This window comes from Sphingomonas sanguinis (genome assembly GCF_001476905.1).
In the GTDB taxonomy this organism is placed as follows: Bacteria; Pseudomonadota; Alphaproteobacteria; order Sphingomonadales; family Sphingomonadaceae; genus Sphingomonas; species Sphingomonas sanguinis_B.
In genome coordinates this window covers 17,575-42,112 of the sequence record NZ_LDTE01000012.1, presented here as the reverse complement: position 1 = coordinate 42,112, position 24,538 = coordinate 17,575, and the positions used below count along the sequence as shown (strand labels likewise).

At 66.0% G+C, this 24,538-nt stretch carries 21 protein-coding genes; 5 read left to right on the top strand and 16 right to left on the bottom strand.

Annotated features, from left to right (window positions below; genetic code table 11):
• Both SB4_RS03480 and SB4_RS03475 read left to right on the top strand, forming a co-directional pair.
• The coding region (locus SB4_RS03480; RefSeq protein WP_478212451.1) for an MFS transporter at positions 1 to 756 on the top strand (756 nt) is incomplete at its 5' end.
• 32 nt (positions 757 to 788) lie between these two features.
• Positions 789 to 1,904, top strand: a complete 1,116-nt coding sequence (locus SB4_RS03475) for a glycoside hydrolase family 68 protein (protein ID WP_058751429.1) — start codon at positions 789 to 791, stop codon at positions 1,902 to 1,904.
• Positions 1,905 to 1,991: 87 nt separating this feature from the next.
• Here SB4_RS03475 and SB4_RS03470 read toward each other — a convergent pair whose 3' ends face one another.
• The 10 genes from SB4_RS03470 to SB4_RS03425 form a co-directional block, all read right to left on the bottom strand.
• Positions 1,992 to 2,690, bottom strand: coding sequence for an OmpW/AlkL family protein (locus SB4_RS03470; protein ID WP_275044975.1), 699 nt, complete (start codon positions 2,688 to 2,690; stop codon positions 1,992 to 1,994).
• A gap of 129 nt (positions 2,691 to 2,819) precedes the next feature.
• Positions 2,820 to 3,884 (bottom strand): LacI family DNA-binding transcriptional regulator, encoded by a 1,065-nt coding sequence (locus tag SB4_RS03465; protein WP_058751427.1) that lies wholly within the window; start codon positions 3,882 to 3,884, stop codon positions 2,820 to 2,822.
• A gap of 73 nt (positions 3,885 to 3,957) precedes the next feature.
• Complete coding sequence (locus SB4_RS03460; RefSeq protein ID WP_058751435.1) at positions 3,958 to 4,413, bottom strand: hypothetical protein; 456 nt, start codon at positions 4,411 to 4,413, stop codon at positions 3,958 to 3,960.
• 111 nt (positions 4,414 to 4,524) lie between these two features.
• The gene (locus SB4_RS03455; RefSeq protein ID WP_058751426.1) at positions 4,525 to 5,454 is read right to left on the bottom strand and encodes an electron transfer flavoprotein subunit alpha/FixB family protein; all 930 of its coding nucleotides are present in this window, start codon (positions 5,452 to 5,454) and stop codon (positions 4,525 to 4,527) included.
• On the bottom strand, positions 5,451 to 6,200 hold the full coding sequence (locus SB4_RS03450; protein ID WP_058751425.1) for an electron transfer flavoprotein subunit beta/FixA family protein: 750 nt from the start codon (positions 6,198 to 6,200) through the stop codon (positions 5,451 to 5,453). The genes SB4_RS03455 and SB4_RS03450 overlap by 4 nt, the downstream gene beginning before the upstream one ends.
• A 14-nt stretch (positions 6,201 to 6,214) precedes the next feature.
• The gene (locus SB4_RS03445) at positions 6,215 to 7,519 is read right to left on the bottom strand and encodes an OmpP1/FadL family transporter (RefSeq protein WP_058751434.1); all 1,305 of its coding nucleotides are present in this window, start codon (positions 7,517 to 7,519) and stop codon (positions 6,215 to 6,217) included.
• A 40-nt stretch (positions 7,520 to 7,559) separates the two neighbouring features.
• Positions 7,560 to 7,967: a DUF2147 domain-containing protein gene (locus SB4_RS03440; protein WP_058716495.1), complete on the bottom strand. Its 408-nt coding sequence runs from the start codon at positions 7,965 to 7,967 to the stop codon at positions 7,560 to 7,562.
• A gap of 175 nt (positions 7,968 to 8,142) precedes the next feature.
• Positions 8,143 to 9,939: an acyl-CoA dehydrogenase C-terminal domain-containing protein gene (locus SB4_RS03435; protein ID WP_058751424.1), complete on the bottom strand. Its 1,797-nt coding sequence runs from the start codon at positions 9,937 to 9,939 to the stop codon at positions 8,143 to 8,145.
• Positions 9,940 to 9,957: 18 nt separating this feature from the next.
• Complete coding sequence (locus SB4_RS03430) at positions 9,958 to 12,285, bottom strand: 3-hydroxyacyl-CoA dehydrogenase/enoyl-CoA hydratase family protein (protein WP_058751433.1); 2,328 nt, start codon at positions 12,283 to 12,285, stop codon at positions 9,958 to 9,960.
• Positions 12,285 to 13,421 (bottom strand): thiolase family protein, encoded by a 1,137-nt coding sequence (locus SB4_RS03425; protein WP_058751423.1) that lies wholly within the window; start codon positions 13,419 to 13,421, stop codon positions 12,285 to 12,287. The genes SB4_RS03430 and SB4_RS03425 overlap by 1 nt, the downstream gene beginning before the upstream one ends.
• Before the next feature lie 131 nt (positions 13,422 to 13,552).
• Here SB4_RS03425 and SB4_RS03420 point away from each other — a divergent pair, with 131 nt between their 5' ends.
• Both SB4_RS03420 and SB4_RS03415 read left to right on the top strand, forming a co-directional pair.
• Entirely contained in the window at positions 13,553 to 15,268 is a 1,716-nt protein-coding gene (locus SB4_RS03420) for a long-chain-fatty-acid--CoA ligase (protein WP_058751422.1), read from the top strand.
• 3 nt (positions 15,269 to 15,271) lie between these two features.
• Complete coding sequence (locus tag SB4_RS03415) at positions 15,272 to 15,661, top strand: MerR family transcriptional regulator (protein WP_058716491.1); 390 nt, start codon at positions 15,272 to 15,274, stop codon at positions 15,659 to 15,661.
• Between the two features lie 137 nt (positions 15,662 to 15,798).
• Here the strand turns inward: SB4_RS03415 and SB4_RS03410 are convergent, their stop codons facing one another.
• From SB4_RS03410 to SB4_RS03400, 3 genes are read right to left on the bottom strand one after another with little or no spacing between them, the layout of a single operon-like run.
• Positions 15,799 to 17,277, bottom strand: coding sequence for an efflux transporter outer membrane subunit (locus SB4_RS03410; RefSeq protein ID WP_058751432.1), 1,479 nt, complete (start codon positions 17,275 to 17,277; stop codon positions 15,799 to 15,801).
• Positions 17,278 to 17,285: 8 nt separating this feature from the next.
• Positions 17,286 to 18,872 (bottom strand): MDR family MFS transporter, encoded by a 1,587-nt coding sequence (locus tag SB4_RS03405; RefSeq protein WP_420893873.1) that lies wholly within the window; start codon positions 18,870 to 18,872, stop codon positions 17,286 to 17,288.
• Positions 18,869 to 20,065 carry an HlyD family secretion protein gene (locus SB4_RS03400; protein ID WP_058751421.1) on the bottom strand — a complete coding sequence of 399 codons (1,197 nt, stop codon included), beginning with the start codon at positions 20,063 to 20,065 and terminating at the stop codon, positions 18,869 to 18,871. Before SB4_RS03400 ends, SB4_RS03405 begins: the two co-directional genes overlap by 4 nt.
• A gap of 96 nt (positions 20,066 to 20,161) precedes the next feature.
• Between SB4_RS03400 and SB4_RS03395 the strand changes: the two genes are divergently transcribed.
• Positions 20,162 to 20,602, top strand: coding sequence for a MarR family winged helix-turn-helix transcriptional regulator (locus SB4_RS03395; RefSeq protein ID WP_058751420.1), 441 nt, complete (start codon positions 20,162 to 20,164; stop codon positions 20,600 to 20,602).
• An 82-nt stretch (positions 20,603 to 20,684) separates the two neighbouring features.
• Here the strand turns inward: SB4_RS03395 and SB4_RS03390 are convergent, their stop codons facing one another.
• From SB4_RS03390 to SB4_RS03380, 3 genes are all read right to left on the bottom strand, one after another.
• Complete coding sequence (locus SB4_RS03390) at positions 20,685 to 21,152, bottom strand: response regulator (protein WP_082669930.1); 468 nt, start codon at positions 21,150 to 21,152, stop codon at positions 20,685 to 20,687.
• Positions 21,127 to 22,242, bottom strand: a complete 1,116-nt coding sequence (locus SB4_RS03385; protein WP_153006042.1) for a GAF domain-containing protein — start codon at positions 22,240 to 22,242, stop codon at positions 21,127 to 21,129. Before SB4_RS03385 ends, SB4_RS03390 begins: the two co-directional genes overlap by 26 nt.
• A gap of 152 nt (positions 22,243 to 22,394) precedes the next feature.
• Positions 22,395 to 24,359 (bottom strand): CocE/NonD family hydrolase, encoded by a 1,965-nt coding sequence (locus SB4_RS03380; protein WP_058751417.1) that lies wholly within the window; start codon positions 24,357 to 24,359, stop codon positions 22,395 to 22,397.
• Positions 24,360 to 24,538: the final 179 nt, after the last annotated feature.

Below are 24,538 nucleotides of genomic sequence, written 5' to 3'. Positions count from 1 at the left end.
TCGTCGGCAGCGTCAAATGTGTATAAGGGGCAGCATGGGAACAGGCTCATCAGTGCCAGCTTGCGCATCGCCGCGGCACCCAAGGGCATCGGCGCGACGCTGAAGGAGATCGGCGGCGCGATCCGTGACATGCCGCTGCCGATGCGCAAGCTGGCACTGATGAGCCTGTTCCAATGGTATGCCATGATGGCCTATTGGAATTACGTCATCTACGCGATCGGGCGGTCGGTATACGGCACGGCGGACGCGACGTCTTCGGGCTTCCATGCCGCGGTGCTGACCAATGGCGAGGTCGCCGCCTTTTATAACGGCGTCGCCTTTGTCGCGGCCTTTGCGATGGTGCCCCTCGCCAAGCGGATTGGGGCCGCGCCGCTCCATGCGCTATGCCTGATCATCACCGGCATCGGCATGATGGTGATGCCGCACATGACCAGCAAGGCGATGCTGTTCCTGCCCGCGATCGGCATCGGCCTGGGCTGGGCCAGCATGATGGGCAATCCCTATGTCATCCTGGCAGGATCGATCCCGCCCGAGCGAACCGGCGTCTATATGGGCATCTTCAACATGATGATCGTCATCCCGATGCTAATCTTCGGCGTGACGCTGCCGCTCTTCTATCAAAGCTGGCTGGGCGGCGATCCGCGCAACGTGCTGACGCTATGCGGCGTGCTGATGATGCTGGCCGCCGTCTCCGTCTATTCGGTGCGTGCCCGCAATGCCCGAGGGCTGCCGCTCGGCGCGGCCCCGCAAGCCTGATCCCCTTTCCCCTCCTGTTTTCCCGAGGTTTCATGACGATCACTCCCGCCCATTGGTCGGCCGACGCGCTGGCCGGGATCGCCGCGCAGGACGACGCGCGCATGCCCATCTTCGGCCCCGCCGACGTGGTGCCGATCCTGCCGACCCACGACCTATGGGACATGTGGCAGATCGCCTATGCCGATGGCCGAACCGCCTTTTTCGGCGGACGGAGCTGGTGGTTCTTCCTGGCGACGCCGCGCTTCGACGATCCCGAGTTGCGGCATGACGCCGCGCGCATCCGCCTGACCAGCCACGGCGCGGACGGCTGGCGCGATCATGGGGAGACCTTTGCCGACGGCTTCACGCCGGGTAGCCGCGAATGGTCGGGCTCGGCGGTGTTGGGGGAGGACAACACGACCCTGACCATGTACTTCACCGCCTCCGGGCGGCGCGGACAGCCCCGCACCTTCGAGCAGCGCTTGTTCGAGACGGTCGGCCGCTTCCTGCCCGATGAAGCGCGCACCGAAGGGTGGAGCGAACCGGTCGAAAGCGTCGCGGCGGACGGGCACCACTATATCGTCGCCAACCAGGCCGAGCCGGAAAATGGCGGCATCAAGGGCTTTCGCGATCCCGGCTATTTCCGCGATCCGGCGGACGGGGCGGAATATCTGCTGTTCGTCGGCTCGGCGGGCTGGGTCGCCCAAGATATCGACGGCGTCGTCGGCGTGGCCAAGCGCGAAGGCTATGGCTGGGCCATCCAGCCGCCGCTGATCGAGGCGCTGGGCGTCAACAGCGAGCTGGAGCGCCCGCATATCGTCATGCAGGACGGCCGCTATTATTGCTTCTGGTCGACGCAAGGGAAGCGCTTCGCCCCCGGCCTGGGCGCGCCGACCGGGCTTTACGCCATGGTCGCCGACCGCTTTGCCGGGCCGTGGCGACCGGTCAATGGCACCGGCCTGGTCGCGGGCAACCCGGTCGCCGAGCCCACCCAGGCCTATTGCTGGTGGGTGACGGGCGAAGGCGATGTGATCAGCTTCGTCGACTATTGGGGCATGAGCGGCCGCGACGCGAGCGACGATGTGCCGCTGCGCCGCGAACGCTTCGGCGGCACCGCCGCGCCCTGGTTCCGCCTGAACTTCGACGGCGACCGGGTGACGATCGCGTAAACTCCGCGCGGTCAGGCTGGGCGGGACATTTCCAATAGGCCGGGAGCGGTAGGGCATGGCGGCGCATCACGCCCTACCGTCGCGCTTTCAGAGCCGCAGGCCCATACCGACCCCGAAGACCAGGGGATTGAGGTTCAGCTTCACCTGCTGCGTACCCGCCGCCGCCGTATCCAGGCGGACCATGGTGCCCATATCGATATATTTGACGTCCAGGTTCAGGAACAGCGGGGGCGTGATGTCGACATCCACCCCGGCCTGCGCCGCCCATCCGACGCTGTCCTTCATCCCGACATGGGTCCGCCCGACGGCCGCCTGCAGCCCGTCCGAGGCTTTTTCGTTCCAGAAGACCGTGTAGTTGATCCCCGCGCCGAGATAGGGGCGGACATGGGCGGTCGGGGTGAAATGATATTGGGCGGTCAGCGTCGGCGGCAGCACCCAGGTCGTCGCCAGCGTGCCGATGCCGCCGGTGGTCCCGCTGGTGCCCTTGGCGCTATGTTTGGTCGTGGAGGCGATCAGCTCGAAGCCGAAATGGTCCGTCGCCATATAGGTGGCATCGACTTCCGGCATTACGGCATTGCCGACCGCCAGACGCTCGTTCGGAAAGGCGGGCGTGATGCCCCCCGAATCCTCATTGGGCACGACGGTGATGGCCCGGACGCGCAGCAACACGTCGCCCGCTCGAATGCCGACGCGGGTCGTATCAGCGCTCTGCGCCAAGGCGGGCGTGGCCATCACAGACCCCGCCAGCACGGCCAGCACCATCGCGACCTTCATGGGGGTGTTCATCGCTCAGTCTCCTTGTCCGAATGGGATGGAGACAGGCTAGGTCGATGGCGGGAAGCGACCTTTGACGAAGGACAAGCGCCGATTTGACCGTGGTCAAAACCGGTCGGATATGGCCTCCGCCGGTACTGCTCAGGCGGTTTCGCGCGGGATCAGTTCCGGGTCGAGCACCACGGACCCCGCCTCGCGCCCGGCGATGCGCGCGAACAGCGCCTCGACCATCGCCTGGGCACCTGCGGCGATATCCTGGCGGATGGTGGTGATGCGCGGCACCGCCTGCGCGGCGAGGGGAAGGTCGTCATAGCCGATGACAGGGAGCATGTCGGGCACCGGGATGGACCGGTCGGCCAGCACCCGCACCGCTGTCATCGCGATCATGTCGGACGCCGCGACGATGCCGTCGATCGAAAGGCGGCGGCTTCCCTCATCCGGCGCTCCCTCTTCCAACAAGGTGTCGATATGCGCCCCGATCTCCTGCTCCATCACATCGGAGGCCAGATGGGTGGGAAGCTGGACCGGGCCGCCCTCCAACCCGGCCTCCGCCATAGCCCGCGCCACGCCGTCATGCCGTTGGCGGATTTCGGGCGCGCCGATATCGCCGAGAAAGGCAATGCGGCGGCAACCACGCTCGATCAGCCGCCGACCCGCCAGATAGCCGCCCAGCGCATTGTCGGTGCCGACCGCCGCATGAACCTGATCGGGCAGCGTCACGCCCCAGGCGACCAGCGGGCGATAGCGGCGCGCGACACGCTCGATCGCGTCATATTGGTCGGACTGGCCGATCAGCAGCACGCCGTCGACCATGCCGCTGTCCACTACTCGATCCAGCCAGTCGGCCGCCTCCGGGATCACGCGCGACAGCATCACGTCGTACCCATTTTCGGTCAACGCATCGGCGAGATGGCCGAGCATGGTCATGAAGAATGGGTCGGACAAATGCTGACGCCGGTCATGGCCCAGGGGCACGACGATGCCGATCACCCCGGTACGGCGGGTGCGCAGCCGGCTGGCCATCTGGTTGGGGCGAAAGCCATGTTCGTCCGCCAGCGCTTGAATCCGCGCCCGCGTTTCGGGATTGACCAGCGCCTTGCCCGCCAACGCGCGCGACACCGTGCCGGGCGACACGCCCGCCATCTGCGCCAGATCCGCGATCGTTCGCACGCGACGATCGCCGCCGCCCGTGATATTGTCTGTCATGAGCGAGTGCTAACCGGACCTTTTGCCGCCGGACAAGCAGCCAACGGCAAATCCGGCCCTTTCCTTACATGGATCAACGATATTCGGCGGTGACGTCGATCTTCCAACCCTGCAACGCGACCACCCGCTTGTTCTCGCAGACGGGCACGCCGATCACGCGCATCCAGCGCTGGTTACCCGCCATGCGCAGACCCGCATCGATCGTAAACCCGCGCCGGTGGCGGATCGCATAGGACCTCAGCCGCTCGACGGCGGAAAGCGACTCGCTTTGATAGAGAGGCAGGACGGCCAAACGCTCGGGCATCTGATCCCGGTGCCAGTCGAAGATATTAAACACGCCGGTCGACCAGCTCAGTCGCAGCGTCGACAGATCGCAATGCCAGCGCCCGATCCCCCGCGCGGCCAGCCATTCGTCATCCGCCGCGGCATAGTTGACATCCGGCGCATCGAGTCGGCCCAAATCGAAACGCTGCCCACGCTCGAATAAAGGCCAGCTATGATTCAGCGCGAGTGGTTCGGCGGGTTTCATCGGACACTCCTCGAAGCCTGTGATCATAGGCTCGCAGAAGTTAATCCTGATTTAAATCAATTTCTGAATCGAAAGCCGCCCCCGGGTCTCCGTCCCCGGGGGCAACGCCGATCAGACCTTGTCGGTCAGTTCCGGCACGACGGTGAAGAGGTCGCCGACCAGGCCGATATCGGCGACCTGGAAGATGGGGGCGTCCTCGTCCTTGTTGATCGCGACGATGACCTTGGAGTCCTTCATCCCCGCCAGATGCTGGATCGCGCCCGAGATACCGACCGCGACATAGACTTCCGGGGCCACGATCTTGCCGGTCTGGCCGACCTGATAGTCGTTGGGGGCATAGCCCGCATCGACCGCCGCGCGGGATGCGCCAACGGCGGCGCCCAGCTTGTCGGCGAGCGGGTCGATCAGCGCGTGGAACTGCTCCTCCGAGCCCAGCGCGCGACCGCCCGAGACGATGATCTTGGCGCTGGTCAGCTCGGGGCGCGCGTTCTCGGCCTTCTCCGCACCGACGAAGCGCGATTTGGCCGCGTCGCCGGTGGAGGCGACCGCCTCGATCGTGCCCGAACCGCCCTCGGCCGCCGCCTTCTCGAAGGCGGTGGTGCGGACGGTCAGGACCAGCTTCTTGTCGCTGGTCTTCACCGTCGCGATGGCGTTGCCCGCATAGATCGGCCGGGTGAAGCTGTCCGGCCCCTCGACCGACAGGATGTCGCTGATCTGCATCACGTCGATCAGCGCGGCGACACGCGGCGCGATGTTCTTGCCGGTCGTCGTCGACGGCGCCAGGAACGCGTCGTGATGGCCCATCAGCTCGGCGATCAGCGGCGCGACATTCTCGGCCAGCGCGTTGGCATAGGCTGCGTCGTCGGCGACATGGACCTTGCCCACGCCCGCGATCTTGGCGGCCGCCTGTGCGACACCGTCCACGCCTTGGCCCGCGACGATCAGGTGCACCTCGCCCAGCTTCGACGCCGCCGTGACGGTCGCCAGCGTGGCATCCTTGACGGTCCCGCCGTCATGCTCGACCCATACCAGCGTCTTCACTTGGCCACTCCCAGTGCTTTCAGTTTCTCGACCAGTTCATCGACCGAGCCGACCTTGACGCCCGCCTGCCGCTTGCCGGGCTCGGCAACGTGCGTGATCGTCAGGCGCGGCGCGACATCGACGCCATAGTCGGCGGCGGTCTTGGTCGCCATCGGCTTGGACTTGGCCTTCATGATGTTAGGCAGCGACGCATAGCGCGGCTCGTTGAGGCGCAGGTCGGTGGTGACGATCGCGGGCAGCGTGAGGGCCACCGTCTCCAGCCCGCCATCGACCTCACGGGTCACGTTGGCGGTCTCACCGTCGATCTCGACCTTCGAGGCGAACGTGCCCTGCCCCCAGCCGAGCAGACCGGCCAGCATCTGGCCGGTCTGGTTGTTGTCGCCATCGATCGCCTGCTTACCCAGGATGACTAGGCCCGGCTGTTCCTCCTCGACCACCTTGGCCAGCAGCTTGGCGACGCCCAGCGGTTCCACCGGCTGGTCGGCGGTGATGAGGATCGCCCGGTCCGCACCCATGGCGACCGCGGTGCGCAGCGTGTCGGCCGCCTTGGGCTCGCCGATCGAGACGACGACCACTTCGGTCGCCGCCCCCTTCTCCTTCAGCCGGATCGCCTCTTCCACCGCGATCTCGTCGAACGGGTTCATCGACATCTTCACGTTCGCCAGATCGACGCCCGTCCCGTCCGCCTTCACACGCGGCTTCACGTTATAATCCAACACCCGCTTCACGGGCACGACGATCTTCATAACCAGTCTCTCAATCAGAAGCTGAAGCGGCCGCCGATCGACGCCACGAATGCCCGCGCATTCTGCACCTGGCCGTTGGTCAGGATCGGCGTCTGTACCGCAGTTCCCGCATAGGCCGCGGTCCGGCGGTCGATGCTGGCATTGGCGAAGTCGATATAGCTGCCCGCCGCGTCCAGCGTGAAGCGCGGGGTCACCTTGTACGAGCCGCCGATCGAATAATTCCAGCGATTGGCATCCGGCACGCGCGCATCGCGATTGCCATTCTGGGTCGGCGTAATACCGCGCTGCGCACCGGCGCGCAGCGTCAGGCGATCCGTGGCCGCGTAATCGAAACCACCGGCCAGCGAGAAGCTGTTCTTGTAATTCTCCGGGATTGCCTGATTGATCGGCGCACCCAGGCGGATCGCGTCGAAATCGGCCCAGGTGAAGCGTACCGCCTGTGCGTTCAGGGTCAGCTTGTCGGTGGCGCGGAAGCGACCGGCGACGATGATCTGCGCGGGCGTGTAGAAGGTCGCGGTCGCACCATCAATCGTCCGGTTCTGTGCCGCGAGCGGGCCGAGGAGACCACCGACTTCGAGGCTGCCCTTCAGATTGTGCTTGATCCGCGACTTGTAGCTGATGCCGACGGTGGCCCAGTCATTGTGCAACTGAACACCCGCGGTCCACCCCAGATCCCAGCCATCGCCCTTCAGCCGCTGGAAACCATCGGGCAGCGCCGAGGACAGGTTGGGCAGCGCGTTGCCCAGCTCGGCCTTGGTATATTGGACGTTCAACGCGCCACCGACGCGCAGCCAGTCGAGCAGCGCCACGCCGACCGAAGGCTGGATGTCGATCGTGCGCAATTCGGTCTTCAGTGCGCTGTACCGCGCCCAGCTGGTCGCGTCATACTCGGTGGTGAAGCTGTAGGGCGAGGTGACCGCCAGGCCGACGGCAACCCGGTCGCCCAGCGGAACGGCGACCGCCCCCGAGGGCACGACACCGCGATTGATCGGATCGCTCGACACGCGGTCGCCGCCGACCGGCTGGAAGGTGCCGCCCGGACGACGGATCAGCGTGCCATTGTCGACGACATCGCCCTTGGGAATGATCGCCGAGGCGCCGATCACGGCCTCGCCGCGCTCCATGCCAGCGATCGAGGCGGGGTTCCACCACAGCGACGACGCACCGGTATCGGCACCCTCACCCGAAAAGGCGCGGCCCTGTCCGCGAGTCGACTGTTCCTGAAGATAGAAGGCCTGGCCATAGGCGGCCCCGGCGAAGGCGAAGGAGGACGAGACGATGGCCGTCGCGAGCAGCGGCGCCTTGAAGGACTTGGTCATGAGCATACTCCCCGGAGTTATTCTATGATTGGACGAAGGGTCAGCGGATACGGGTCCAGGTCTGCGTCTTGCAGAGCGGAACGAAGACGCAGCCGCGCACCTTCAGCGTGTCCGGCCCCTCGGGCGTCAGCTTGGCGCTATAGGTCTTGCCGTCCTCGGCATTGTAGATGGTGCCACCGTTCCACGCCGCGCCATCAACCGAAAAGCCCTGCAGGATGAGCAGGTTCTTGATCGGGCGGCTGCGCAGCTTGGGATCGCGATTATTCTGGTCGGTCAGGTTCGGATTGGAGCGCAGCCCTTCGGACGAAAGGATACGACCGCAGACCGAATTGCCGCACTTCTGGATTTCTACAACACCGCCGCGCGTCTGGGTCTGCCACCGGCCCAACACCGAATCCGCATTCGCACCAGCTCCGGCAAGGGTCATGGCCATCAGGGTCATCAACATGCCTATTCTCCTCTCCATGCCCGTGGTCCGGGCCAGAGCGCCGGTTCTGGCCGGTCGCCCCAAATTCTTTGGCCTTAATTACCGTATACGTTCACCTTGTGACGCATAGGGCAACGACACATCATGCGTACGATGCCGGTAGCGCGCAATCAAGCGCAACCGGCATCGCTTCGTTTCAAAATGCTTCCAGCTCCAGCGCCATGGTCGAGCGCTTGCCCGACTTGATCGCCAGGAACGCCGCCGTCGCCTGGGGCAGGATACGGTCGAAGAAGAACCCGGCGGTGGCGAGCTTGGCCTTGTAGAAGCCCGCCTCGTCGGTGCCTTCGGCCAGCCGCTCGGTGGCGATCCGCGCCGACTTCAGGAAGCAATGCCCGATGCCGACCAGGCCCAGCAGGCGCAGATAGTCGGTCGCCGCCGCGCCCGCTTCCTCGGGGTCCTTCATCCCCTTTTGCGCAATCATGCCGGTGCTGAGCTGCAAGGCGCCGAAGGCCTGCTGCATGCCCGCCGCCCAGCCGGTGATCGCCTTATCGTCATGCTTGACCAGCGCCTCGACCTGCTCGGACACGGCATGGAAGAAGGGACGCATATAGCGGCCCATATGCGCTGGCATCTTGCGGCCCACGAGGTCGAGCGCCTGGACGCCGTTGGTGCCCTCATAGATCTGGGCGATGCGGGCGTCGCGGACGAACTGCTCGATGCCGTGGTCGCGGATATAGCCGTGGCCGCCATGGACCTGCACCGCCATGTTCGCCGCGTCGAAGGCGAGATCGGTGAACAGCGCCTTCACGACCGGGGTCAGCAGCGCGACGAAATCCGCCGCCCGCGACTGGTCGGCCGGATCGATCGCATGGGCTTCGGCATCCAGACCGCGCGCCGCCCACTGACCCAGTGCACGGCAGCCTTCGGCATAAGCGCGCATGGTCATCAGCATCCGGCGCACGTCCGGGTGGACGATGATCGGGTCGGCGGGCAGGTCGGGACGCGCCGCCCCGCCCAGCGCCCGGCCCTGCAAGCGGTCCTTGGCATAGGCGACGGCCGACTGATACGCCACCTCATTGATGCCCAGGCCCTGGATGCCGACCGAAACGCGCTCGGTGTTCATCATGGTGAACATCGCCGCCAGCCCCTTGTTCAGCTCGCCCACGACCCAGCCCTTGGAGTCGTTGAACTCCAGCTGGCAGGTGGCCGAGGCCTTCAGGCCCATCTTGTGCTCGATCGCCGCGACGCTGACACCATTGGCGGGGCCGACCGAGCCGTCGTCCTTGGGCAGGTACTTGGGCACCAGGAACAGGCTGATCCCCTTCACTCCCTTGGGCGCATCGGGCGTGCGCGCGAGGACGAGGTGGATGACATTGTCTGTCAGGTCATGGTCGCCCGCCGAGATGAAGATCTTGCCGCCGGTCAGCCGATACGAGCCATCCTCCTGCGGCTCGGCGCGGGTGCGCAGCAGGCCCAGATCGGTGCCGCAATGCGCCTCGGTCAGGCACATGGTGCCGGACCATTCGCCCGAAATCATCTTGGGCAGATAGAAGCTCTTCAGGTCTTCAGAGCCATGACCCATCAGCGCGGTGGTCGCGCCGTGCGTCAGGCCGGGATAGAGGCTGAACGACAGGTTGGTCGCGCAGATCATCTCCTCGACCAGCTTGTTCACTGCCTCGGGCAGCCCCTGCCCGCCATATTCGACCGGCGAGGCGAGCGCGGCCCAGCCGCCTTCGCAGAACTGGCTATAGGCTTCCTTGAACCCGGCGGGCGTGCGGACGACGCCGTTTTCGAGCTTGCACCCTTCGATATCGCCCGTGGCGTTGAGCGGCAGCAGGACCTCCTGCGTGACGCGCGCCGCCTCTTCGAGGATCGCGTCGTACAGTTCGGGACCGAATTCGTCCTGGCCCGCGACGGGGCCGAACTCGTCCTCCTTGAACAGTTCGTGGAGGACGAAACGCATGTCGCGCAGCGGTGCGTTATAGACTTGCATGGGATTATCCTCTCCCGATCAATTGCGCAGCGGCTTGCCGGTTTCGAGCATATGCTCGACCCGCGCCTGGGTCCGCGCGTCCTTGACGCTTTCCATGAAGGCGGCGCGTTCCAGCTTGAGCAGCTGATCCTCGCTCACCTCGTCGATGATGTCGGCCTCGCCGCCGGTGACGATGTTCGCCAGACGGCCCGCCACCACCACGTCGTACGGCGTGGCGACGCCCTTCTTCGCGAAGTCGGCGACAGCGCCGTTGAAGGCGACCCGTCCGGCCGCACCCGGCAGGCGGAAGACCGGCTTTTCGGGCGGCTGATAGCCCTCGACCAGCGATAGCGCCTTCTGCTTGGCATCGGCCAACAGCCGGTCGCGGTTCATGGTGATGCCGTCGTCCTTGCGGAGGTAGCCGAGGTCCTTGGCCAACGCCGCCGAGCGCGACACCTGCGCGGTCGAGATGGTCTCGAACGCCTTCATCGCGGCGGGCATCGGGCCTTTCGGCATCTTGGGCGACTTGGCGAGGCGGTCGATCAGCTCGCCATTGCCGCCCCAGCCGGGGACCAGACCGACGCCGGTCTCGACCAGCCCGATATAGCTTTCCGCATGGGCCTGGATCGCATCGGCATGGAGCAGAATCTCGCATCCGCCGCCCAGCGCCATGCCCGCAGGCGCGGCGACCACCGGGAAGGGCGCGTATTTCAGCGCCTTGTACGCCTGCTGCCCCGCGACGACCAGCTTGTCGACCTCGCCCCAGGCCGCGATGTTCACCGCGAACATGGCGAGACCGAGGTTCGCGCCGGCCGAGAAGTTGCTGCCCTCATTATAGATGACCAGCGCCTTATACTGGCTCTTCACCAGCGCGATGGTCTTCTGCAGGAGCGACAACACCTGCTCATCGAGCGCATTCATCTTGCCGGTGAACTCGAACGCCACCACACCGTCACCGACATCCCAGGCAGACGCCGAACCGTTCTTGAGCAAAGGTTCGGAGCGCAGCTTGATGTCCTCAAGCAGCAGCACGCCCTCGGCGCGGACGACATCGGCATAGTCACCGCCCAGCGTCAGATACTGACGCTTGCCATCGACCACGCGGTAGAAGGGGCGGTCGCCCGCCGTCTCCAGCAGCGCCGGAACGGGTTTGCCCTCGGCGCGCAGCCGCTCGGCCAGCTTGCCCGGACCCATGCGGTCGATCAGCTCGAACGGGCCGAACTTCCAGTTATAGCCCAGCTTCATCGCGTCATCGATCGCGACAATATCGTCGGCCGCCTCGCCGACCAGCCCGGCGGCATAGGACAGGACCGGGCCCAGGATCGCCCAGGCGTAGTCGCCGACCTTGCCCGGCGTCGCGACGAGCGCGGCCAGATCCTTCTCGGCGCGCCCCGGCAAACGCTCCGGCTTTTTCTCGGCGCGATATTCGCCGGTCTTCAGGTCGATCGCCTGCTTGGCCTTGGTGCCGTCGGGCTTGCGGTCGAGGCGGTAGAAGCCGCCCTTGCCCTTGCGGCCCGTAAAGCCTTCCGCGATCATCTTGTCGACCAGCGGCAGCGGACGGATCGTGTCGAAATAGGCATCGCCCTCCGGCAGCGTCGAGGACAGCGACTTGGCGAGCAGCGGCATCAGGTCGATGCCGACCAGGTCGATCAGCCCAAAAATGCCGGTCTTTGGCACGCCCATCGGACGGCCACCGATTTGGTCGGCCTCCTCGAGGGTCAGACCCTGGTCCATCGCCGCGTTGATCGCGACCGCCAGCCAATAGGTGCCGATACGGTTGGCGATGAAGCCCGGCGTGTCCTTGGCGCGGACGATCCGCTTGCCCATGCGGTGATCGACGAACTGCGCAACCTTGGCAGCGACACCGGCATCGGTGTGCTCCGACGTCACGATCTCGATCAACCGCATATAGCGCGGCGGATTGAAGAAATGGGTGATGAGGAAGTCGTTTTTGAACTGCTCCGACCGCCCCTCGACCAGATGGCCGAGCGGGATGGTCGAGGTGTTGGACGACACCGCCGTGCCGGGACGCTTCAGCGTCTCCAGCTTGGCATAGAGCGCCTGCTTGATGTCCAGCCGCTCGACCACCGCCTCGACGATCCAGTCGCATTCGGCGACACGGTCGAGGTGATCCTCGATATTGCCCGTTTCCACCAGCTTGGCGGCGGCGGGCGACATGAAGGGCGCGGGCTCGGTCTTGAGCATCTTCGCGACGGCCCCCTTGGCCACCGCGTCGCGATCGGCGCCGTCCTTGGGCACGATGTCGAGCAGCAGGACGGGCACACCGGCATTGGCGACCTGCGCCGCAATGCCAGCCCCCATCACGCCTGCACCGATCACGCAAACCTTGTTGATCGTCTCAGCCATCATGCACGCTCCAGAACCGTGGCGATGCCCTGCCCGCCGCCGATGCACTGGGTCGCCAGCGCATACTGACCGCCGTCACGCGCCAGCAGCGCCGCCGCCTTGCCGACGATGCGCGCCCCGGTCGCGCCCAGCGGATGGCCGATCGCGATCGCGCCGCCGTCCTTGTTGATCGTCTCGTCCTTCAGGCCCAGGTCGCGGATGCAGGCGATGGCCTGGCTGGCAAAGGCTTCGTTGATCTCGACCACGTCGAGATCGCCCGCAGAGATACCGGCGCGCTCCAGCGCCTTCTTGGACGAGCCGATCGGGCCGAGGCCCATCGTCTCGGGCTCGCAACCCGAAATGCCGACCGCCTTGATGCGGGCAAGGATCTTCAGGCCATGCTTCTTGGCGAACTCTTCCGAGGTGACCAGCACGGCCGCCGCGCCATCGGTTAGCGGCGAGGCGGTGCCCGCCGTCACCGTGCCGTCCTTGTCGAAAGCGGGCTTCAGGCCGGACAACACTTCCTCGGTCGTGTCGGGACGGATCAGCCCGTCTTCGGTGACATCGCCCGCCTTGGTGTGGATCGGCACGATCTCGTCGGCCAGACGACCGGCTGAACGCGCCTCGGCGGCCTTCTTCTGGCTAGCGACCGCGAACTTTTCCTGCTCGGCGCGGGTGATCTGGTACTTGGTCGCGACGTTCTCGGCGGTCTGGCCCATGCCCATATAGGCACCGGGCCGGGCAGCTGCGAGTTCGGGATTGGGCAGCGGGTTATAGCCGCCCATCGGCACCCGGCTCATCGACTCGATACCGGCGCAGATGAACGCCTCGCCCGCGCCGATCTGGATCTGGCCCATGGCGATATGGATGGCCGACATGGACGATCCGCAGAAGCGGTTCACCGTCATGCCGCCGACCGACAGCGGCAGATCCGCCAGCAGGCCGATCAGGCGCGCGACGTTCATGCCCTGCTCGCCCTCAGGGAATGCGCAGCCCAGGATGATGTCCTCGATCTGCGACGCATCGACGCCGGTGCGGTCGATCAGGCCGCGAATCACCTGCGCGGTCAGGTCATCGGGACGAACCCGTGCGAGCGCGCCCTTGCCAGCCTGGGTGAAGGGAGAGCGGGCATAGCCTGCGATCACGATGTTGGTCATCCAATCCTCTCTTTATGGGCTTGCGGCCTAACGTTAAGGTGCGTTACCTACCCTATACGTCAACACAATAAGCAACTCGACCCTAATCGACAACAGGGTATGGTCGAAAAAAGATACAGGAGAGCGACGCGATGACGGCAGAAGCCATCGGAGGAGCCACGACAGGCGGTGTACCGGGTCAGGCAACGGGACGCCCGCTGGTCGCGGAGCCGCGATTGCTGACCGACATGTTCGAGACCACGGTACGGCGGCATGGCGCGCGTCCGGCGATCGACTTCATGGGGCGGATCACCCGCTATGACGAACTGGGCGCGATGGTCGACAAGGCCGCCGCCGGGCTTCAGGCGTTGGGGGTAAGGAAGGGCACGCGCGTCGCGCTGTGCCTGCCCAACATCATCTATTACCCCGTCCTCTACTTCGCGACGCTGAAGGCCGGGGGTATCGTCGTCAACGTCAACCCGCTCTATGTCGACCGCGAGCTGTGCCACTTGCTGGAGGATTCGGGCGCGGAGATCATCGCCACCTGCGACATCCCCGATATCTATGCCCGGGTCAGCAAGGCGGCCGAGAAGCTGTCGGTCCGCCACGTCATCTCCTGCCCGGTCGCGGACGCTTTGCCGACCATCAAGGGGCTGGCCTATCGCCTGTTCAAGCGGTCGATGATCGCCGCCCCCGGCCCCGCCCCGCGCCACCTGAGCTTTGCGCAAATGATGAAGGGCGGACGCGGCCTGACCCCGATTGCCGCCAAGCCCGACGACGTGGCCGTGCTGCAATATACCGGCGGCACGACCGGTAGCCCCAAGGCGGCCATGCTGTCGCACTGGAACCTGATCGCCAATGCCGATGCCATGGTCGTGCACACCGGCGGCGAGGAGATGATCGGCGAGGAGCGCATCTTGGGCGTCCTTCCCCTCTTCCATGTCTTTGCGCTGACCACAGTGCTCAGCTTTGCGATCCGGGTCGGTGCGGAGATGATTCTCCTCCCCCGGTTCGAGCTGGATCAGGTGCTCAAGACCATCGCGCGCAGTCGACCGACCTATTTCCCCGCCGTCCCGACCATCTACAACGCGATCGCGGGCGTGGCGGAGGCGCGCAAGGTCGACCTGTCCGCAATCAAGGCCTGCATCTCGGGCGGCGCCCCCCTGCCCGCCGAAGTCCGTATCGCGTTCGAGAACACCACTGGCGGCAAGCTGGTCGAGGGCTACGGCCTGTCCGAGGCGTCGCCGATCATCACCTGCAATCCGATCATCGGCGAGAACAAGGGCGGCTCGGCGGGCCAGCCCTTCCCCGGCACGATCATCGAGATTCGCGACCGCGACAATCCCGACCGGCTAATGCCGCCGGGCGAGGTCGGCGAAATCTGTGCGCGGGGCCCGCAGGTCATGTCGGGCTATTGGAACAAGCCGGCCGAGACCGAGCAGGTCTTCATCCATGGCGCGCTGCGCACCGGCGATGTCGGCTATCTGGACGAGGACGGCTATCTGTTCATAGTCGACCGGATCAAGGACGTGATCCTGTGCGGCGGTTATAACGTCTATCCGCGCATGATCGAGGAGGCCCTGTACGAGCATCCCGCCGTCGCCGAGGCCGTCGTCATCGGCATCCCCGACGCCTATCGCGGCCAGTCGCCCAAGGCCTTCGTTAAACTCGCCCCCGATCACCACGCCACGCCGGAGGAACTGCGTGTGTTCCTTCAGGACAAGGTCAGCAAGATCGAACTTCCCCGCGAGGTCGAAATCCGCGAAAGCCTGCCCAAGACCCTGATCGGCAAATTGTCGAAGAAGGAACTGGTTGAGGAAGAATTGGCCAAGGCCGCTGCGGCGGCGGTGCGGCCCGTGGGGGAATAGACGGTGGGGGAAAATGAGGAGCTTCGCGGCATCCAGGATGTCGCGAACAGCCTGGGCGTGACGACGCGCACGCTACGTTTCTATGAGGATCGCGGGCTGATCGAACCGCGCCGCGTCGGCACCGCGCGCGTCTATTCCAAGCGCGAGACGGGCCGGATGCAGTTGATCCTGCGCGGGAAGAGACTGGGCTTTTCCCTGCGCGAGATCGAGGAATTCCTGCGGCTGTACGACGCTGACCCACAGCATGTCGAACAGATGCGCGTGCTGGCGGAACGATGCCGCGAACGGGTCGATGAACTCCGCCAGCAGATGACCGCGCTGGTCCAGACCGTCGCGGAGCTGGAGACGATCGAGCGCGAAGCGCGGGAGCGGATCGCGAAAGCGGGGGCGTGATCCAATCCTCCCCGGTACGGGGAGGTGGCAGTCCGCAGGACTGACGGAGGGGGTTGTCGCCAAAGGATGTCCCTTGCGGCAATCCCCCTCCACCATGCTTCGCATGGTCCCCCTCCCCGTGGCGGGGAGGATCGAACTTAAGCCCCCGTCGGCGCGCGCCAACCCAGGCCGAGCGCCTTTTGCAGCGCGACGTAATCGTTGGTCAGCCCGGCGACCGCCTGCGACAGCGACTGCTGCGCCGCCACCCGCTGGCGTTCGGCATCCAGCGTATCGATCAGCGTCGCCGCACCCGCGCGATAACGCTGCTGCATCAGCACCGCCGAGCGATCCGCCGACGCCTTGGCCCGCGCCAGCGTCGCCACCGTGTTCCGCCGCGCCCGGAAGCGCGACAGCGAGTCCTCCGCATCGCGCAACGCCGACAGGACCGCGCCGCGATACCGCGCCTCCGCCTCGTCGCGCGCGCCTTCGGCTTGGCCGACCCGCGCATTGGCGCGACCGAAGTTCAGCACATTCCACTGGAGCATCGGCGCGCCCAGCGTCACCAGATTGTCGAGGTCGGTCAGCGCATCGAGCGAGGTGCCGCCGATGCCGATGATCCCCATCAGGTTGAGGCGCGGGAACTTGGCCGCCTCCGCAACCCCGATCTTGGCGGTTTGCGCCGCCAGATTGCGTTCGGCCGCGCGGATGTCGGGCCGACGCTGGAGCAGCGCGGTGGGATCGCCGACCGCCACCTGCGCGGGCGGCAAGGGCACCTGCCCCGGCTGGCTCAACCGCTGATCGAGCGTGCCCGGCGCCTCCCCGATCAGGATGGCGAGCGCGTTCAGATAGGTCTCGACCGACGAGGACAGCGGCAGGATCTGCGCATCGGTGCTCTCCACCTGGTTGCGCAGCCGCTCCACCTCCAGCTGCGAGGCGGTGCCGTTGTTGAACCGCTGGAGCGTCAGGTTCAGCGTGTCGCGCTGCATCCGCGACGCGTCACGCGCCAGGATCAACCGCTGTTGCGCGTCGCGGAGCCCCACATAGGCTTGGGCGACATCGGCGCTGAGCGAAACCTGTGCGTCGGCGACATTGGCCTCCGCCGCCTCGGCACTGGCGCGCGCGGCCTCGACGGTGCGGCGACGCCCGCCGAACAGGTCGATCTCCCAGCTGGCATCAAAGCCCAGGTTGAAGAAGTCGACATTGGTGCCGCCGCCGGACCCGCCCGACGCACCGCCATTGGCACCACCCTGCCCGCCGCCCTGCTCATTGCCGCCGCCCAGATTGAGCGCGGGCAGATCGGCATGGAGATAGGTGGCGCTGGCATTGGCGTTCGGCGCCTGGTTGGCGCGCTCCAGTCGCAGCGCCGACCGCGCCTGCTTCAGCCGGGCCTGCGCCACCGCGACGTTCGGGTTGGACTCGAGCGCCCGCTCTTCCAGCCAAGTCAGCATGGGATCGTTCAGCGTCGTCCACCAGTCGGCGACCGCGGGGGCAGTCGTCGCCAGCGTATTGTCGGCGCGCGCGAACCCGGCGGGCGGGGTCGCGGCCGAGCCGATGGCCTTGGGCGGCCCGGCATAGTTGGGCCCGACGGTGCAGGCCCCCAGGAGGAGAAGCGGGATGAGGGAAAGCTGCTTGCGCATCATGGTTCTCAATGCATCGCCACGGGGCCGCCCTTGGGCAGCGGGCGGAGGAACAGGACAAGCGGCATCACCATGATGATGCCGACGCACAGGATGAAGAACAGGTCGTTATAGGTCATGACCAGCGCCTGTTGCTTGATCGTATTGCCGATCATGCGCAGCGCCGCGTCGCTGCTGCCGAACTGCTGGGTCAGCGCGTCGACCCAGCCCTGGGTCGACCCCGAATTGGCGGTCAGCGTTTCCTCCAGACGACGTTCGTGCAGGAAGCTGCGCTGATCCTGCACGGTGGCGATGCCCGCCAGGGCGAACGAGCCGCCCAGGTTGCGCGCCGCGCTGAACAGCCCGGCGGCATCGCCCGCCTGCGACGGCGGGACGGACGAGATCGCCGCCTGGTTCAGGAACAACATGCCCAGGATCGTGCCGACGCCGCGCAGCAGCTGCGAGTCGGTGAACGAGCCGCCGGTGGAGTCCGCGGTCAGCACCGTGTCGATCCCGGCACTCAACGCCATGATGCCCAGCCCCAGGCCGACCGCGATACGGATATCGACCTTCTTGATGAGGATCGGGGTGAAGGGCATCATGATCAGGCTGGGAATGCCGCTCAGCAGCACGACCTTGCCCGCCTGGAATGCGTTATACCCGGCGATCGAAGCGAGGAACTGCGGGATCACGTAGGAGGTGCCGTAGAGCACCATGCCCAGCACGATGCCCATGATGACCACGCTGCCGAACTGGCGGTCGAGCAACAGTTTCAGGCGGATGACCGGGCGCGAGGCGACGAACTGGCCCGCGAACAACAGGCCGAAGCCGAAGATCGACAGGATGGTCAGCTCGATGATCTCGCGCGACTCGAACCACTGCTCGCGCTGCCCCTCTTCCAGCACGACGGTCAGGCCGCCCAGTCCCAGCGCCAGCCCGGCAATGCCCAGCCAGTCGGCCTTCATCAGCTCCGACAGATGCGGCTTCTGGTGCGGCAGGCCGACCAGCAGCAGCGTGACGAGCAGCGCACCGACGGGCAGGTTCAGGAAGAAGGCATAGTGCCAGCTGATATTCTCGGTCAGCCAGCCGCCGATCAGCGGCCCCATGACGGGACCCAGAATGGCCGTGACGCCGAAAAACGCCGTGCCGATCGGCTGCTGCTCGCGTGGCAACCGGGTCGCGATAATGGTCAGCGCGGTCGGGATCAGCGCGCCGCCGGTAATGCCCTGCCCCGCGCGTCCGATGATCATCATCGTCAGGTTCGTCGACAGGCCGCAGACCACCGAGAAACCGGTGAACAGGATCGACGCGATCAGCAGGAAGGTGCGCAGGCCCAGCAACCGCTCCAGCCATGCCGACAGCGGGATGATGATGATCTCGGCGACCAGGTAGGAGGTTGCGATCCACGTCCCCTCGGTCCCGCTGGCACCGATCTCACCCTGGATGGTCGGCAGCGCGGAGTTGACGATCGAGATGTCGAGCGTCGCCATCAGCGCACCGATGCTGCCCGCCGCGACGGCGAGCCAGGCGGTCAGGTCGGCTTTTGCCGGCGCGCCGCCCCCCTGGGCGGCCGAACCGGCCTTATTGCCCCGAATGGGGGCGGCGGCGGCGCTCACCGGCCCTGCGCCCCCTGCCGCGCTTCGTTATGCTGGTCCTGCTGCTCGGCGATGCGCTTCAGCGCGCCCTTGGCCGAGCGGGTATCGACCGTCACGTCGACCGACATGCCGGGCACCATCAGCGCGCGGGTCTGCGCATCGGCGTCGACCGCGATGCGGACGGGCACGCGCTGCACGATCTTGGTGAAGTTGCCGGTCGCGTTCTGCGGCGGCAGCAGCGAGAATTGCGCACCGGTGCCCGGCGCCACGCTCTCGACATGGCCCTTGATCTCGACACCCGGCAGCGCATCGACCTCGATCTTCACGGGCTGGCCGGGGCGCATCAGGCCCAGCTGCGTTTCCTTGAAGTTCGCATTGATATACAGCTGGTTGACCGGCACGATCGACATGGTGCGCGTGCCCGCCTGCAGGAACTGGCCGATGCGCACCGTCTTGTTGCCGACCCGGCCCGCGATCGACGCGCGGATCGTGGTCGAGCCCAGATTGACCTCGGCGGCATCCAGCTGCGCCTTGGCCGCCTGGCCCTGCGAGCGGGCCTGATCGACCTGCGCGTTCAGCGTACCGATCCGGCGACGCGACGCGGACAGCGCGGCATTGGCCGCCGCGACCTTGGCATTGGCCTGACGCGCCTGGTTCTGCAGCTGGGACAGGCGTTCGCGGCTTTCCGCACCCGATGCGGCAAGCGGCGTGTAGCGCGCAACCTCGGCCTGGGCGAAGGCGGCGTCGCTCTGCGCGGCGCGAAGATCGGCTTCGGAGCGGTCGATCGCGGCCTGCTGTTCCTTGATCTGGGCCTGCACGCCCTCGGCATTGGCGCGGGCGACGCCGATCTGCGCCTGGATCTGCGCGGTCTGCGCGCGGTAATCGCGGGTATCGATCTGGAGCAGCGGCTGGCCCACCTGGACGTTCTGGTTTTCCGCCACGAACACCTTGTCGACATAGCCCGAGACCTTGGGCGCGACGGTCACCGCATCGGCCTGGATGAAGGCGTCGTTGGTCGCCTGCATATACTGGCCGACGCTCTTGTAGTTCGCGTACCAGAAGACGCCGCCGACGATCGCGACGGCCGCCACGACCAGCAAGATGATACGGATACGCCGCTTCTTGCCAGGCGAGACGGGAGTGCTGTCCTCCGCCTCGGCGGCGTCGTGCGTGCCCTCGTCCTGCCCCTCATTCACTTGGTGTGCGTCGGCCATCCCGGCCTCCCTGTCGATGGAATCAATAGAACTCGATGGTGCATTTGCTCGCACTTGCACAATAAGGCAAGACCATTTATTGAGCTACCTCATATTATGCATGATCTTCAAACCCTGGCCCTCCGCTACAGTCAGATTTACCTGCGCTTCCATCGGCTGCTCGACCGGCAAATGGCGGCTCAGGGCGCGTCGCTGGCGCGGACCAAGATGCTGCATTTCATCGCCAACAATGCGCCGGTGCGCGCCGCCGATGTGGCCGAATGGTTCGATCTGGCGCCCCGCACGGTAACCCAGGCGGTCGACACGATGGAGCGCGACGGGCTGGTCGTGCGGGTGCCCGACCCGGCGGACCGGCGGGCCAAGCGGCTGGACATTACGGACCACGGCGAACATGTGCTCCGTCAGACCGAGCCACTCCGTCGCTCGCTGATATCTCAGGCCTTCGGGCTGCTGACCGATGCGGAAATCGCGCAGTTCGCGCGGATTCTCGACAAGATGGAACAGGCGATCGAGGAGCCGGTTGCGGCGGAAGCCTAGGGCGGGTGATCGTCCTCCGTCGCTCAACCCTGCCCCCATCACTGCCCTGCCCTTTGGAGAATGACGGGATCGGCCGTCCCGCTCAGCATCCCTCCCGATAGAATTTCAGCGCCGCAGGCGGGTCGGCCGGTCGGTCGCCTTGTGCGGCGCAATAGGCGGCGCGGACCGCCACCCCCAGCGTTCCGGCGCGGAACGGCTTGGCGATGCAGCCGATGACCAGCGGATGCCCCCCGCGCTCCGGACAATTGCCGCTCAGGAAAATGCAGGGAATGCCGCGATCGGCCAGCAACTGCGCGGCGGTAAGACCGCTGTCGCCGTCAGCCAGCTTCACATCGCACAGCGCCAGATCGGGCCGTTCCGCCTCCGCCAGGCTCATGGCTGCGGCGACCGTGTCGGCGATGCCGATCACCCGGTGGCCATGAAGCGTCAAGGCATCCTCGACCAGCATGGCGACCAATGCCTCGTCCTCGATGATCAGCAGATTGAGCGGATCGTCGGCGGCGGTGTCCGCGTTACCCGTCGTGTCAGTGCCCGCGTTCGCCGCCATCATGCGGCATGACCAAGATCAGGCACCCGTCATCCTCACTCGTCACGGTCGCACGCATTTGGTGGCAAAGCCGCGCCACCAGTCGATCCTGTTCGACCAGACCCGCGATCCGTCCCCATCCGACGCCCTGAAACGTGATATGCAGCATTTCGTTCCCGCCCTGCATGACAGCGGCAAAGGTGATGGCGGGCGTCCCTACGGGCTGCGCCATCATCGCGTCGAGGAGCAGTGCGGCGGCGACCGCGCGTTCCACGGGCACGGCGACCGAGCCGTCCGCCGCGATGGGCGCGTCCGGCCCCTCGCTCCGCACCTGGGCGATGACGTCGCCGAACAGCGCGGGCAGGTCGACCAGGCCCGGATCGGCGGTGGCATAGAGCGGGCGGTGTGCGCTCGCCAGCACCTGCAACCGCTCCGCCGCGCGGCGCAAGGCCGACCGCGTGTCGGGATCGGCGGCTTGTCGCCCCTCATGGGAGACCAGACCGATTGCGATCTGCAGAGCGTTGCGCACCCGGTGGTTCAACTCCGCCAGCAACCGTGCCTGCGTGTCGAGTCCGTGGCGCAGCGCCTCCTCGATGCGCAGCCGGTGCTGGGCCAGTGCCGCATAATGGCACAGCAGCGACAGGAGCCGCTGCTCCTCCTCGTCAAAGGGGCGCGCCGTGCGTCGCCCGAAACCCAGCGTGCCTAGCATCTCGTCACCATGCAGCAGCGGCATGCACAAATAGACTTGGATGCCCAGCGTACGCACGAAATCGGTCAGCGACTCGTCCACCTGCTGGATATCGGTCAGGTGCAGCGGCCGCCGGTCCCGCATGACCAAACCGCTGATCGACATGTCGACGTCCAGCATCCCCATCGCCTGTCGCTGCGCGCGGGTCAGGCCACCCGACGTATCGAGCCGCACGACATCCCCGTCGCGCCGGAAGTGGAAGAACACATCGAGGCGCAGTTCGTCACGGATCAGCGCGAACAGCGAGTCGATCATCGCAGCCGGATCGTCGGCCGCCATCAACCGCTCGGTCGCGGCGGTCACCAGCGACAGATAGCGGCGCGCATCGGCGGGATCGATGGCCGCCACCGCACCATCGGCGTTCACCGGCAAGGCAGAAGCCGAAATTGGGGAGGAAGGGGGAGACACAGATCGCAGGATAACGAGACCGGTTTGTCGGACCAAGGGCCTTCGGCCCCCGATGCGGCGAACCGCACCATGCCGATGGCGGGAAGGGAAAACCCCTCCCGCAAAAGGGCTTAGCGGGTGATCACCGCCGACTGGTCGACCGGCACCACCGGCAACCAGACACGGCTGGCATTGGCACCGCCGCGCTCCAGCGTGATCGTCGCCTTCTTGTAATCGCTGGCCTTGGCCGTGAAGATATTGGGCACGAAGGTCTGCGGATTGCGGTCATAGAGCGGGAACAGGCTCGACTGGACCTGGATCATGATCCGGTGCCCAGGCTGGAACACATGGTTCACGGTCGGCAGGCGGAACTTATATTCCTGCACCTTGCCCGCCGGGATCGCGGTGGGGTTGGCGAAGCTGTTGCGATAGCGGCCCCGGAAGATGTCGAGGCTGATCGGCAGCTCGTATCCGCCCATCTTGGGATCGATCGCATTTTCGGGCGGAAGCACGTCGATGATCTTCACCACGAAATCGCCGTCGGTGCCGGTCGTGCGCGCGAACAGGTCGGCGATCGGCGCACCCGATACGCGCACCGCCTTGGTCAGGACCGGCGTCGTATAAGTCACGACATCGGTGCGGCCATCGGCATGTCGTTGGTCGCTGACCAGCCAGTCGCCCCAGCGGCCGTCGTCGAAATTGACGGGCCGCGACAGATGCGGGACCGGGTTGGCGGGATCGGAGACATAGGCGTCCGCCCCCGTACCCGGCTTGTCGAAGCTCAGCCCCTTGTCATCCGCCAGATAGAGCGGGGTCAGCGGCGTCGCGCAGCCGCTCTGGCAGGCGAGCGGCCACTGGGTCAGCTTGTCCCAGTGGTTCTCGCCGGTGTTGTAGATGGCGGCGCTGGGCAGGTTGGCGGCGGGGCCGTCCTTCAGATACTGATTGAACAGCGGCAGGACCATGTCCTCGCGGAACTGCTTGGCGGTGTCGCCATTCCACTGGAACGGCCCGAGATTGGTGCCGGTGCGATTGATCTGGCTGTGCCGCCACGGGCCCATCACCAGGAAGTTGTTGCCCAGCTTGCCCTTGGCCTTCAGCGCCTCCCACGAGGTGATCGCGCCGTACATGTCCTCCTGGTCCCACAGGCCCTGTTCCCAGATGGTCGGCACGTTGGAGGGGTTGGCCGCCAGCAGCTTATCGAGCGCCTGGCCCTGCCAGTAGAAATCGTACGAAGGATGCTGGACGATGCGCTGCCAGAAGGGCAACTGGTCATAACCCGACTTCTTCGCCCAGTCGTTCGCCGAGCCATATCGGAAATTCTCGTAATCGTCATAGCCGCCGCTGGATGGCGCCTTGCCCTCGCCCTTGTAGCCGGTCTGCGCGCCGATCCAGCCGATATTGGCGAGGCGGAACGCGCCGTAATGGAACCAGTCGTCGCCCATCCAGCCGTCGATCATCGGGCTTTCGGGCGCGGCGACCTTCAGCGCGGGGTGCGGGTGGAGCAGCGCCATGACGACGGTAAAGCCCTCATAGGACGATCCGATCATGCCGACCCTGCCGTTGGATTCCGGCACATTGGCCTTGTTCACCAGCCAGTCGATCGTGTCGTAGGCATCGGTTGTGTGGTCGACCTTGGTCGCGTTCAGCGGTCCGATGACCGGACGCGTCACGACATATTCGCCCTCCGAGCCGTATTTGCCGCGAATGTCCTGATAGACGCGGATATAGCCCGCCTTCACGAACTCCTCGTCCGCCAGCGGCAGTGCCTCGATCATCTTGGTGCTGTCCGACCGCTTGGCGCGACCGGCGGCGTTATAGGGCGTGCGGGTCAGCACGATCGGCGCGTTCACCGCGCCCTTGGGCGCGACGATCACGGTGTACAGCTTCACCCCGTCGCGCATCGGGATCATCACCTCGCGCTTCACATAGTCGCGCTCGGCCACATTGGTCGGCGGCGTGAATTTGGCGGGAATGTCGCTGACCGTGGAATCGGTGACCACCTTGACCGGTTCGCTCGTGGTCGGCGCCTGCTGCGCGGTGGCCGGTGTCAGGATGGCGAGCGTGCTCACCGCAAGCATCAGGTTACGGACGTTCATGAAAACGGACCCCCTCTTGGACCGGTTGATATGCCATGGTGCCGCGACATCGGGCCCAGGGCAACTGGCAGATTGCCCATGATACATAGTATCATTATGGGTGCAAGCGGGTGGTCCGGTATCGCTACACTTTCCTTTCTGCGCGAGCGTCCATAGAAAGGTCTGACAAACAGGATGGG